General features: G+C 68.6%; 11 protein-coding genes and 1 pseudogene. 5 read left to right on the forward strand and 7 right to left on the reverse strand.

Going from position 1 to position 11,473, the window contains the following annotated elements; translation table 11 throughout:
* A pseudogene (locus D7Y11_RS18640) lies at nt 1–251 on the reverse strand (hypothetical protein); the annotation flags it as partial.
* A 109-nt stretch (nt 252–360) separates the two neighbouring features.
* Between D7Y11_RS18640 and D7Y11_RS18645 the strand changes: the two are divergent.
* Nucleotides 361–555 (forward strand): hypothetical protein, encoded by a 195-nt coding sequence (locus tag D7Y11_RS18645; protein ID WP_120578891.1) that lies wholly within the window; start codon nt 361–363, stop codon nt 553–555.
* Between the two features lie 15 nt (nt 556–570).
* On the opposite strand, the gene D7Y11_RS18650 is transcribed toward D7Y11_RS18645, so the two are convergent.
* From D7Y11_RS18650 to D7Y11_RS18660, 3 genes are all read right to left on the reverse strand, one after another.
* Nucleotides 571–1,188: a DUF2716 domain-containing protein gene (locus D7Y11_RS18650; protein ID WP_158624493.1), complete on the reverse strand. Its 618-nt coding sequence runs from the start codon at nt 1,186–1,188 to the stop codon at nt 571–573.
* A gap of 176 nt (nt 1,189–1,364) precedes the next feature.
* Entirely contained in the window at nt 1,365–1,904 is a 540-nt protein-coding gene (locus D7Y11_RS18655) for a hypothetical protein (RefSeq protein ID WP_126934353.1), read from the reverse strand.
* 112 nt (nt 1,905–2,016) lie between these two features.
* Nucleotides 2,017–3,459 carry an RluA family pseudouridine synthase gene (locus tag D7Y11_RS18660; RefSeq protein WP_121751304.1) on the reverse strand — a complete coding sequence of 481 codons (1,443 nt, stop codon included), beginning with the start codon at nt 3,457–3,459 and terminating at the stop codon, nt 2,017–2,019.
* A 144-nt stretch (nt 3,460–3,603) separates the two neighbouring features.
* Here D7Y11_RS18660 and D7Y11_RS18665 point away from each other — a divergent pair, with 144 nt between their 5' ends.
* A complete protein-coding gene (locus D7Y11_RS18665; RefSeq protein WP_126934354.1) occupies nt 3,604–4,974 on the forward strand; it encodes an FAD-binding oxidoreductase in 1,371 nt (456 codons plus the stop codon).
* A gap of 124 nt (nt 4,975–5,098) precedes the next feature.
* Nucleotides 5,099–5,500 (forward strand): VOC family protein, encoded by a 402-nt coding sequence (locus D7Y11_RS18670; RefSeq protein ID WP_120578886.1) that lies wholly within the window; start codon nt 5,099–5,101, stop codon nt 5,498–5,500.
* Nucleotides 5,501–5,504: 4 nt separating this feature from the next.
* On the opposite strand, the gene D7Y11_RS18675 is transcribed toward D7Y11_RS18670, so the two are convergent.
* On the reverse strand, nt 5,505–5,963 hold the full coding sequence (locus tag D7Y11_RS18675; RefSeq protein WP_120578885.1) for a GNAT family N-acetyltransferase: 459 nt from the start codon (nt 5,961–5,963) through the stop codon (nt 5,505–5,507).
* 174 nt (nt 5,964–6,137) lie between these two features.
* Between D7Y11_RS18675 and D7Y11_RS18680 the strand changes: the two genes are divergently transcribed.
* Together D7Y11_RS18680 and D7Y11_RS43840 are read left to right on the forward strand one after the other, a co-directional pair.
* Complete coding sequence (locus D7Y11_RS18680; RefSeq protein ID WP_120578884.1) at nt 6,138–6,695, forward strand: hypothetical protein; 558 nt, start codon at nt 6,138–6,140, stop codon at nt 6,693–6,695.
* An 85-nt stretch (nt 6,696–6,780) separates the two neighbouring features.
* The gene (locus D7Y11_RS43840; protein ID WP_126934355.1) at nt 6,781–8,499 is read left to right on the forward strand and encodes a serine/threonine-protein kinase; all 1,719 of its coding nucleotides are present in this window, start codon (nt 6,781–6,783) and stop codon (nt 8,497–8,499) included.
* 202 nt (nt 8,500–8,701) lie between these two features.
* Here the strand turns inward: D7Y11_RS43840 and D7Y11_RS18690 are convergent, their stop codons facing one another.
* On the reverse strand, nt 8,702–9,715 hold the full coding sequence (locus D7Y11_RS18690; RefSeq protein ID WP_126934356.1) for a phosphotransferase enzyme family protein: 1,014 nt from the start codon (nt 9,713–9,715) through the stop codon (nt 8,702–8,704).
* Nucleotides 9,716–9,723: 8 nt separating this feature from the next.
* Nucleotides 9,724–11,472, reverse strand: a complete 1,749-nt coding sequence (locus tag D7Y11_RS18695; protein WP_126934357.1) for a hypothetical protein — start codon at nt 11,470–11,472, stop codon at nt 9,724–9,726.
* Nucleotide 11,473: the final 1 nt, after the last annotated feature.

An 11,473-nucleotide genomic window follows, 5' to 3' on the forward strand; every position in this document is an offset into this window, starting at 1 on the left:
ACCCCACCCTCCAGGACGGCGATCCACGCGTCCTTGCGGTCCTGGAAGATGGTGAACTCCCACTGGATGCGCAGGTTGGGGATGATGGCGCCGTTGTTGATTTGAGTGCCCAGGAACACGCCCCGGGGCAGCCAGGCGGGCGTGGGCGACACGTGGCCCCGCAGGTCCAGGGCTTCGCGCGACTGCGCGGCGGCGGTGGTGGAGACCAGGGCAAGCGAAACAACCAGCAATGCGCGAGCGAGGTGGAGCATGACCTCTATCCACCGTGGCAGCGCGCACTTGTCAACGAAGTGTTCCCTTGGCTATGACACGCAACGCCCTTCCTGCCGTCGCGGGAGGTCACCAGGAGCGGAACACCGAATGCCAGTCGTCACGGTCCGGGCCAGCAGCAAGCAGGGTCCGGCACAGCTCGACACGCTGGTCCGCAAGGTCACGCAGAAGACGTCGGGGCTCCTGGAGGAGAACGACCGGGTGCTGGTCGTCTACGGCGAGGGGCGCGCCAACCTCTACTACGAGGGTGAGCCCCGCCCGCGCACCGTGCCCCGGCCGGCCTGACGTTCCGGCTTCCCCTCAGTCGTCAGGACCCAACCTGCGCGCGCGCTGAAAGAGCGCCGGCGGGTTCCGTTCCACGGCGGCGATGAGGCGGTGTCCCAGCAGCTCGTAGGTCTCCGTCTCGATGGGGCCTCGGCCCGGGGCCTCCAGCCCGTCGAAGTTGCCCACGCGGTAGCGCGCGGCGAAGACGAAGTGGAAGTCCGGCGGCGCGAAGAGGTGCTCCGGGTCCCCCGCCGGGTGGACGTCCATGGCCCAGCGCGGTTCGAACGACGGCGGGTGGATGCCGCGCTCCACGCGCTCCATGTGTTCGCGCGTGTAGAGCCCGGTCATCTCCTCCAGCGTCGCGCCGGTCTCGAAGCGGACGTGCGGGTGGAGGCGGTAGCAGGGGTGCTGCGGATCCAACGCGTAGAGCCAGCCGCCGAGCGGGGTGAGCTCGCGGAACACGCCGAGCATCCGCTCCGCCAGCTCGCGGTAGAGCTCCAGGCGGACGTCGTGCTCCAGGCGGAAGAAGTCCTCGCCCACGACGAAGCGCACGCAGCCCTCTTCCGAGGAGGGCCACGAATGGTCCAGCGCGTGGCGCTCCGCATCGCCCGACAAGGGCATCCAGGCTTCGGCTTCCAAATTGAGTTCGAGCACGACCCCTGCCCCCCACTTCGCGAAAGCCAGGGTATGCGCGCAACGCAGGAATCGCGCAAGCACCTGACGGGAGGGGTCAATGCATGGCATCCGACGTCCGCCGCGACGAGGACCGGATGTGGAAAGCCGCTGGGGCCCGCCACACCCGGTGTCGCGCGGTGGACGACGGGAGTGCATCAGGGCAGCGCCACCTCATTGCCCAGGAACGTGTAGCCGAAGGACCCCACGCGCGTGCCGCCGCCCGCCGCGAGCTCCTCCAGGGTGCCCCGCTGCACCGTTCCGGAGTAGTCGATGGTCAGCTGCTGGTTCTCCACGCGACCCGTGCCCAAGCGGAACTGCAGCCAGAGGTTCTCTCCCAACTCCGCGGGCACGGGGCACGCGAGGATCTGATCCGGGCGCACGTCGCGCAGCAGCTCGAACTCCACCTCGCCGCCTTCCGCACCGGGCCCGGCGACCTTCCCCATGTAGCTGGCGGAGAGGGTGCACAGCAGCTTGTTCATCGAGATGATGGCTTCATCGTCGTTGTAGACGCTGAAGCCCACGTCCAGGTCGCCCTCGGCCACCTTCGCGCCGGTGTCGAGTTGGAGATCCAGTTCGTACGTCCCCTGGTACTTGCGCTTGATGTCGTCCTCTCCGCAGCCGGTGAGCGCCGTCGCGGCCAGCAGCAGGCCCGCGATGATGGACTTCGAGCCGGAGTTCTTGCGTGCGTAGGCCATGGGATTCCTCTCCAAGGTAGGGGTGTCTGTTCATGAAGGGCCTTCCCGCCCTTCCTTTTCCCTTGGTCGCCGCGAGCCTTTGAATTGATCAAACAATTCACGCCGCCAGACTTCAAAACGGCGCGGGCGAGGTGAATGACAGACGCTCGCCCGTGCGTGGATGCACGAAGGTCAGCGCGTCGGCATGGAGCATCAGCCGCGCGTCCTCTCGTCCAAAGCGCGCGTCCCCGGCGATGGGCAGTCCCAGCCCCAGGCGATGCGCTGCATGGATACGCAACGTGTGGGCCGGATGGGTCGTTGGAACGAACTCCACCCGGGTCCGGGCCGCCTCGCGCTGGAGGACCTTCCACGCGCTCCGGGTCCGCTTGCCGTGGCGGGCGTCCACGCAGTCCTCCAATGACGCGTGGGCCACCGGGCGCAGCGGCAGGTCGATGAGGCCCGAGTCTCCCTCCACGCGGCCGTCCACCCAGGCGACGTGACGGTGCTCCGCCTCGCGCTGGGAGAACTGGCGCTGGAGCGAGGCGCGGGTCTCCGCGTCCCGGGCGATGACGAGGAGGCCGGAGGACTCGGGGTCCAGTTCGTGGAGGGAGCTGGCGGAGGTCAGCTCCGGGAACCGGGGCTGGAGGCGGACGAGCACCGAGTCGCGCGTGGGCGCATGGCGTCCGGGGAGCGTGGGCAGCCCCTCGGGCTTGTCCACCACGAGGAGCCAGGGGTCCTCATGGAGGACGGGCGGTTCGGGTACGGCTGGCGCGGTGGGAGGCGGCAGCTCCACATCCAATCCCTGCAACATGTACGGCAGCACCGTGCCGCATTTGTTGTCACACGCCGGGTAGTACGCACCGGATTCCCTGCGGCCATCGAGCGGCGGTGCTCCCCACCAGAACTCCGCGAGGTCCACAGGCGTCAATCCGTTGCGAAAGGCATACGCCAGCAACTTGGGCGCCGCGCAGTCACCGGCGCCACCGGGTGGAGGCTTGGGCGCGAACAGCGAGGCCAATGTCTGGGTTTCACCGCGCGCATTGGGAATGACATATCCCTGGGTCACCTGCCGCCACAGGGCTCGTGAACGTTCGGCGCGCACGTGCTCCACTTCCGCCAGGAGCGCCTCCACGTCGCGCAGCGAAGGAGCGTCCCCCTGCGCGCGCAGCATCTCGGCCTCCCGGGACAGCGCCGCATGCTGATGTCCCAGCGCGGCCAGATCCGCCTCTCCCTCGGGCCAGAACGCGTCGCGGGCCACCGGGTCGAACAGCGGCGGCACGAAACCCTCCACGTTCCACGCACCTTTCGGCATCCCGGAGAAGGCGCTCAGGAACCCCACCCGTCCGTCGGGCGCCGCGACCACCAGCACGCCGAACATCTTGCCGCCGCTCGGCCGCCACAAGGCTTCGGTGTACGCGGGTTCCTGTCGCAGCCGCTGCTGGAGCATCTCCGCCGCACGCAGCCCCCAGGGCCCGGGAGACGCTGGATGGAAGGGATTCGCCAGCCGCGTGGGCAGCGGGCGTTCGAGGGACGTCAGGGTCTGGATGAGGTCCGCCTCGGCTGTTCGGGTCGTCATCCGGGCCCCATCTTCCCCTGAATCCATCCGCTACGGGGGACCTTGTGGGTGAAGCGGCTCCGGCTCCGAGGCAAGCTGGGGAGCCAGGGAACGGATGACGGGTGGCCGGCCCGCCGTTCACGTTCCAGAGCCTGGGAGGCCCTCATGACGGTCGACGTGGAGCGAGCGCTGGCGGAGGTGTTGCCAGCGGAGGCGGTCATCACGGATCCGGACGTGCTCGCGGCGCACCGGCGCGACCAGGCGGAGTGGGCGCCTTCGGGCATGCCGAGGGTGCTGGTGCGGCCCGCGTCCACGTCCGAGGTGCAGGCCGTGCTCCGCGTGGCCACGGCGCTGCGCGTGCCGGTGGTGCCTCGGGGCGCGGGCTCGGGCCTGTCGGGTGGCGCGAACGCGAGCGACGGCTGCATCGTCCTGTCACTCATGCGGATGAACCGCATCCTGGAGGTGGACCGTCGCGGCATGCTGGCCGTCGTCCAGCCCGGTGCGCTCAACGGCGCGGTGAAGGCCGCCGCCGCGGAGCAGGGCCTCTGGTACGCACCGGATCCCGCGAGCTGGGAGTTCTCCTCCATCGGCGGCAACCTGGCCACCAACGCGGGAGGCCTGTGCTGCGTGAAGTACGGCGTGACGGGTGACGCGGTGCTGGGGCTGGAGGCGGTGCTCGCGGACGGCACCGTGGTGCGCACTGGCGGGCGGACGGTGAAGAACGTGGCGGGCTACGACCTGACGCGGCTCTTCATCGGCTCGGAGGGCACACTGGGCGTCCTCACCGAGGCGACGCTGCGGCTCCGGCCCCGGCCGTCGAAGGCGACGACGCTGGTGGCCGCGTTCCCCACGCTCGTGAGCGCGGGCACGGCCGTCTGCGACATCATGGAGCGTTCACGCCCGTCCGTGCTGGAGCTGATGGACCGCACCACCGTGCGCGCCGTGGAGTCCTGGAAGCCCATGGGCCTGGACGTCGAGGCCGAGGCCCTGCTCATTGCGCGCTCCGACGCGGGCGGCGTGCAGGGAGAAGAGGAGCTGGCGCTGATGGTCGCGGCCTGCGAGCGGGCCGGAGCGACCTCCGTGCTGAGCACCGCCGACGAAGTCGAAGGTGAGCTGCTCATGGGCGCCCGTCGCTTCGCCTTCCCGGCGCTGGAGCAGCGCGGTGCCACGCTGCTGGATGACGTGGGCGTGCCTGTCGTGCGCATCCCGGAGCTGCTCGCGGCGGTGGAGCGCATCGCGGGAAAGCACGGGGTGCTCATCGGGACGTTCGGGCACGCGGGCGACGGGAACATGCACCCCACCGTCGTCTTCGACCGGAAGGATCCGAAGGCGCTCGCGAGGGCGAAGGAAGCGTTCGATGACATCCTGCACGCGGCGCTGGCCCTGGGAGGCACCATCACGGGCGAGCACGGCGTGGGGTCCCTCAAGCGCGGTTTCCTGGGCGCGCAGCTGGGGCTGGAGACGCTGCGCCTGCACCAGGCGATCAAGAGCGCGCTCGACCCGCTGGGCCTGCTCAACCCCGGCAAAGTGCTGTGATTCCAGCGGGTTGGCGGCGGCGCGGGGAAATAATAAATCCGGTGTCGATCCCACCGGAGCAGGTTCGTCGCGTGGATGAAGGCGACGTTCACTTCATCCCCTTTCTTCCGCCAGGAGATGCACCATGGGCACCAAGATCTTCGTCAACCTCCCCGTCGAGTCGCTGGACCGCGCGGTCGGTTTCTTCACGAAGCTGGGCTACACGTTCAACCCCCAGTTCACCGACGCCAACGCCACCTGCATGATCATCAGCGAGGACATCTACGCGATGCTGCTGGTGAAGCCGTTCTTCAAGGGCTTCATCAAGAAGGAGATCGCGGACACGAAGACCTCCACCGCGGCCATCATCGCCCTGACGGCGGAGAGCCGTGCCGCGGTCGACTCGCTGGTGGAGAAGGCGCTGGCGGCGGGCGCGAAGGAGACCAAGGAGAAAATGGACCAGGGCTTCATGTACCAGCGCAGCTTCGAGGACCTGGACGGCCACCAGTGGGAGTCCTTCTGGATGGACCCCGCCGCCTTGAAGTAGTCGTTCAGAGCGTGCGCTTCATGCCCTCGTGGCTCGCCACGAATCCCAGCCGCGCATAGAAGCGCTGGGCTTCGTGGCGCCGCTTGTCGGTGGTGAGCTGAATCAGGGTGCAGCCCCGGGCCCGAGCGCGCTCCATCGCCTCATTCATCAGCGCTTCCCCAATGCGCTGCCCACGCAGGTCCGAGCGCACGCGCACCTCTTCCACCAGTGCCCGCCGGATCCCGCCGCGGCCCAGGCCCGGGATGTACGTGAGCTGGAGCGTGGCGATGACCTGCCCGTCCTGCTCGCCCACGACGATCTCGTTGTTCGCGTCGGCGGTGATTTCCTTGAACGCGGCATCGACTGCGGGAGTGACCTCCTCGGCGTAACCGGTGCGCGAGCGCGCGATGTCGTCATTCGCGAGCAACTGGATGATGGTGGGCAGGTCCGAGGCGCGGGCGTTGCGGAAGGTGGTGGTGGGCATGTCCGGACATCCTAGAGGGGAGCGAACCCGATTGGGCTGTCCAAGCCACTGGTTCGGAGAACTCTCCCCCGCGCATGTGGCCGGCGACTCCGCCAGAGGGTCCTCTCTACACAAGCGGCAACCCGTGGCGCTCTGGGCCGGGAGCGCTCGTGCCGCTGAAAGAGAGCCCTCGAAGTGAACCGCTTTCTCCTGCTGGTGCTGTGCACCCTCCCGCTGATTGGCTGCGGGGATCCGGTGTCCATTTCGGCCCCCGTTGGCATCAACCTCAAGGCCAAGTCCTCGGACACCGCCAACGGCACCGTTACCTCGCAGAAGAGTATCGAGAGCGAGTCCGGCAACCCCTTCAAGGTCTTTGTGGATGATGCTCGCCGGGAACTGGATGGCCAGTCGCCCTCGCGCGTTGAGTTGAAGAGCCTCACCCTGACGCTGGGTGCCGGAAGCGTAGGCGTGGCCTCGCTCTCCGAGGTGTTCAACGGCCGGGTGGAGGTGCTCTTCCTCATGAATGAGTCCAACAACACCTATGCCGCTGGCCACCTTGCGGAGCCGAGCGGAAGCGGCCCTGTGGCGATGGAGGTGGATTTCGACTCCGAAGCGCTTCCGGATGCCGACTACCCCCGCTTCCTCGATGGCAAGTTCAACGTGGTGCTGCGCGGCTCCGCGGCCCCCACGTTCATGAGCAAGGGAGCCGACGTCGATTTCCAGACGACCTTCTCCTTCACCGCCTTCGAGTAGCTCGGCCGTTTCACCGCGCGTGCGTGAAGGAACCGACGACAGGTCAGCAGAAGATTCGCGCCGCTACTTGTTATCTTGCGCGCCCATGAATGAGCCCACGGCCGTGACGGATCCTCGCATCGGCTCGGTGTTGCAGGAGCGCTACCGCATCATCGAGCGGCTCGCCGCCGGTGGCATGGGCATGGTGTACCGGGGCGAACGGCTGGAGGTGGGCAAGTCCGTCGCCATCAAGTTCCTGCACGCGTGGGCGGCGCGCGATGACGACTTCCGCAAGCGCTTCCAGGTGGAGGCGCGCGCGATGAGCCGCCTCACCCATCCGTGCTGCGTGTCGGTCATCGACTTCGGCGTGGATCAGGAGTCGCCGTACATGGTGATGGACTTCGTCACCGGCGAGACGCTTCGGGCGCTGCTGCGCGACGGCCCACTGCAGCCGGCCCGGGCCCTGAGCGCCGTGCGGCAGGTGCTCGCGGGTCTGGCCCATGCGCACGACCAGGGCATCATCCACCGCGACATCAAGCCCGAGAACATCATCGTCACCCACGCCGTCGGACTCGGGGAGCAGGTGCGCATCCTCGACTTCGGGCTCGCCAAGCTGCGCGACGAGGTGACGGGCATCACATCGGGGATGATGCTCGGGACTCCGTCCTACATGGCCCCAGAGCAGATCCACGGCGAGCCGGTGGGTCCGCCCACGGACCTGTACGCCACCGGCGTGCTGCTCTACGAGCTTCTCACCGGGAAGAAACCCTTCAACGCCACCAGCAACGCGGAGCTGCTGCGCATGCAGCGCGAGGTGACTCCGCCCCGGTTGCGCGACGCCGCACCTGACGCGGGCTTCTCCGCGGAGCTCGAAGCGACGCTGGCGAAAGCGATGGAGAAGGCCCCGGGGGCTCGCTTCCAGTCCGCCACGGAGTTCCTGGCCGCGCTCGAAGGGGCCGGGGCCGGTCCGGCGGTGCGTTCCGTGGCTCCCGTGGCAGGCGATGCCTCGGGGGAGCCGCGCTCCTCCGCGCCCACGCCGTCACGTCCCAGGGAGGAAGTGCTCGCGACCCGGAACGGCCGGGCGCAGCCCCGCGCGACGCCGGTGGACCTTCAGGCCGAAGCCCGCGCTCCGGAGCCCCTGCCGGTGGCTCCTGCGGAGTCCGAGGCCACGATCCGGTCTGGCCCCACGACGCCCCCGCCCGCCCGGAGCCGCTCGCGCCGGGTGGTGGGAGGCGCGGTCGTGCTCTCCCTGGCCGCGGTGGGCCTTGGCGGATGGGCGTTGGCCTCGAGGTCCGCGGGCCCGGCGCCTGTGTCCCCTGAAAGCCCGTCGCCCAAGCCCCCCGCGAGTGAGAAAGCACCAGCGGAGGCTCCGACGGGCGCCACGGCCTGGCAGCCCGTCGTGGAGCAGCTCCCGGGCATCGACGAGGTCCACCGGCTGATCAAGGCGCAGCGACGGGACGCGGCCCTGGCGGCGTTGAAGAAGCTGGCGGCGAAGTACCCGACAAGCGCCTATGTCCGCTACCTGGAGGGGAACGTCGACTTCGACAACCTCCGCTGGGTGGATGGCGTGGCGGCCTACCGGGCGGCGCTGCGCAATGACGCCGCGTACCGCAACGCGCCGGTCGTCATCCAGAACGCGATCGGATGCCTCGTCAGTGACCGGTTCCACGGCACCTGCCAGGACTTCCTCCGCAAGGACCTGGGCGAGGCCGCGGTGCCCTCACTGGAGGAGGCGGCCCGAGAGCACCCCATGGCCAGCGTCCGGACCCGAGCTGCGGCCCTGCTCCGCCAGCGTGACCGCGAGGCCACGGAGGGTTCACGCTGAGCCCCCGGACGGAGCAGCTTCGAGCCCTCGGAACCACTGCGGCGCATGCCGCCTCTGCTGCTTCTTGCTCTCCGACATCGAACACCCTTCCATCACATTGGGGGTGTCCACGGAAGCGGGCGACGCTCAGCGTCATTTCATCCACTGTAGCCGCAGGCGATGGCGGCAGTGGGGCCGCAGCCACCGCACCCGCACGGATGCGCTAGAAGCTCGTGAAATCAATCTGCAGGACGGGTGTGGCCGCTTCGATGTCGCGCCGGAACCGCCCCCACCGGTCGAGCGTGCTCTCGTCAAGCACGGCCGGGTCGCGATACTGGTGGAACAGCGCGTAATTCATCGAGCGCTGGAGCGCGAGCAGGTCCGGCACGGCCGCGAGCCACTCGCGCTCCATCCGTCGGAGTTCCCGATACCCTTCGAGGAACGGCCCCAGGAACGCAGTGGCCGCTTCGTCGCGCGCCTCTCGAGCCTCGCCTCGCGCGATGTAGAAGAGGAGTACCGCGATGTCCTTGACGAACCACGCGTACTCGCAGTTGTCGAAGTCGAACGCGGTGATCTTCCCTTCGGCGAAGCAGAAGTTGTGCATGTGGAGATCGGCGTGGATCAGCCCGTAGCTCTCCGGTGTTCGCGGTAGCTGGTTCAATCGCGCGATGATCGCCGCGGTGCGCTCGCGAACGAGCTTCTCCTCGGGAGGCGCGAACCGGTCGATGTCGACCACGTCGTACTCATGCCATTCCTGGCGCTTGAGCCTGGGGCTCGAAGGCGCGTAGGTCTGGGCGCGGTTGTGGAGCCGCGCGAACAGCCGGCCCAGGTCGCGGAACAGGGGGGGCTTCCAGTAGCGCTCCTTGAGCGGAGGCGCGTCGTCGAAGACGATGCCCGGCGCGCGCTCGAACGCGGTGGCGACGAAGTAGCTGCCGGGCTCACGGTCTTCGATCCGCTCCACGAACTGCCCCGAATCGGAGAGGACCGGCGAGGCGATGGGAATGCGCGCGGCGGCCAGATAGCGAACGAACTCGACCTCACCCAGCGTGTAGTCGATCGTTCGCCGCGTACTGTGCGAGATGCGCAAGATCAGGCCCTCGCCGTCGTCGTTCTCCGCCTCGTAGACGAAGTTCTCGAAGGCCACGAGCTCGGTGAGCTGCTCGGGCGACAGGCCATACCGGCGCGCAGCCTCATCGCGAATCGGTTCGTGGAAGCGGCGGACGAGCTCTGGATGCATCGAATCCTCTAGTCCTTCAACGTGAGGCTGCTCTCACCGTAGCCCAGCACGGTCGAGGCAGAGTCGCTGGTGACCAAGACGCCCAGGCCGCGCGCGAGGGTCTCCGCCAACGGGGGGCCATTGCGCGGCCGCGTGAACACAGCCAGGTCCGTGCCGGTCAGGGGGTGATCCGGGCGCCGGAGCCGCTGGTTCAGCATCGCTTGCTCGCGCTCGACGACGCGCAGGCACCGGCGCTCGAGGGCGAACGCGCTGGCAGCGACGCCAGCGAGCTCACCGCGGAGGGGCTCCGCCACGACCTTGTCTCCCGGCAGCCCATGCGCGAAGAGCTCGGCCAGTCGCCGCTGGCTCGTGGCCTGCTCGGCGGGCTCCAGCTTCGCCAGCGCGTCCAGCGAGGTGCCCTGTGGCGTGCCGGGGAACGCCTCGCCGATGCGCGCGAACAACCAGCGGCTGAGCTTGATCTCGCGCTGGTATGTCTCGGCGAGTGGGAAATCGTCCCGGAGCAACGGGTAATGCGCGACATCGATGGGCGCCTCCACGCACTCTTGCAGCGCGGTGCGCGGGAGGTGTCCGGCGAACGCCGCCCGGAGCCGTTCGTGGAGCAGCCCCTGGGTCGCGCCGAGGAAGCGGACCACCGATTCGACGCGCTGCCCGAGCAGGCCGTAATCGATCGCGGCGTCGAGATCGCCGAGGCGCGCTGCGATGTCGGGCTGGGCCTCGATGGGTGCCGGGGCCGAGCCGGTCAACACCTGCAGATACTCGTTGATCAGCGCCGGCGGCCCGGCGCACACGCCGTGCGGACCATGGAAGACCGCGTGACGCTCGGCATAGTCCACGATCGTTTGCGCGGTGACGGGCTGCTCGGGGGCTTCGCGCACCAGGTCGTTGGTGACCAGGCGAACTCCGTCGATCAGCCGGAACATGGCCGCGAGCCCGCTGTCGAGTTCTCCGTTCGGCACCGGATGGGTGCCCCGCACCAGCACGTACCCGACCGACGCGAGTGTGCAGACGACCATCATGTGGAGCTCGCCCGCTGTGAGCACGCCCGGGGTCCGGGGTGGCATGCGCGCGAGGAAGGCCTTGCGGAACTGCTCGGTCAGCGAGAGCAGGTCCGGCCACTGACGCGCCATGGCCTTCATCGCGGTCACGTTCATCGGGAGTTCGTTCTGGTACCGGCTCCCGGCGTATTGGCACTGCTTGCGCACGGTGGGGAGATCGAGGAACAAGGTGCGCGGTGCGACGTTGTTCTCGCCCACTTGCCGGCCGTCACCGTCGAGCGCCGGATGCGCCACGCGGTAGACCGGCACGACCACCTCGAGGTTCGAGAGCTCGAACGCCCGTCCGAACGCCTGTTCGGTCAGAAAGGGGCAACGATTGTCGCGGGCGCTGAACGTGAGCGGCTCACGCCCGGCTGGCACCTCACCCAACCGCTCAGGGAAGGACACCGCGGTGCGGCCCGTGGGCGCATCCGAGACCCGCCTCAACACCCGCTGTTCGATCAATGCTTCGAGCAGGTCCCGGATCTTGTCCCAGGAATGGGGCGCGCCGTCCGACCACGCCATGGCGTCGGAGGCTTGAAATTGCTCGACCTGGAGCAGCTTCTCGCCCAGGGGCGCGATGTCCGGCTCGTCGAAGATGAGCTCCACCTCGCCATAGAAGAGGTGCAGGACCTGCTGGCCATTCCCTGCGTCGAGCCGGTCGTGCGTGAGCCGCTTTCGATTGGGAATGTAGAGCATCTCATCCGCTTGCAGCTGTGCCATG

This window comes from Corallococcus sp. AB018, from assembly GCF_003986945.1.
GTDB lineage: Bacteria > Myxococcota > Myxococcia > Myxococcales > Myxococcaceae > Corallococcus > Corallococcus exiguus.

Coding starts and splice junctions, on each gene's coding strand:
- D7Y11_RS18695 (WP_126934357.1), bottom strand. CDS start 11,472: ATGGCACAGCTGCAAGCGGATGAGATGCTCTACATTCCCAATCGAAAG.
- D7Y11_RS43840 (WP_126934355.1), top strand. CDS start 6,781: ATGAATGAGCCCACGGCCGTGACGGATCCTCGCATCGGCTCGGTGTTG.
- D7Y11_RS18675 (WP_120578885.1), bottom strand. CDS start 5,963: ATGCCCACCACCACCTTCCGCAACGCCCGCGCCTCGGACCTGCCCACC.
- D7Y11_RS18670 (WP_120578886.1), top strand. CDS start 5,099: ATGGGCACCAAGATCTTCGTCAACCTCCCCGTCGAGTCGCTGGACCGC.
- D7Y11_RS18655 (WP_126934353.1), bottom strand. CDS start 1,904: ATGGCCTACGCACGCAAGAACTCCGGCTCGAAGTCCATCATCGCGGGC.
- D7Y11_RS18665 (WP_126934354.1), top strand. CDS start 3,604: ATGACGGTCGACGTGGAGCGAGCGCTGGCGGAGGTGTTGCCAGCGGAG.
- D7Y11_RS18645 (WP_120578891.1), top strand. CDS start 361: ATGCCAGTCGTCACGGTCCGGGCCAGCAGCAAGCAGGGTCCGGCACAG.
- D7Y11_RS18690 (WP_126934356.1), bottom strand. CDS start 9,715: ATGCATCCAGAGCTCGTCCGCCGCTTCCACGAACCGATTCGCGATGAG.
- D7Y11_RS18660 (WP_121751304.1), bottom strand. CDS start 3,459: ATGACGACCCGAACAGCCGAGGCGGACCTCATCCAGACCCTGACGTCC.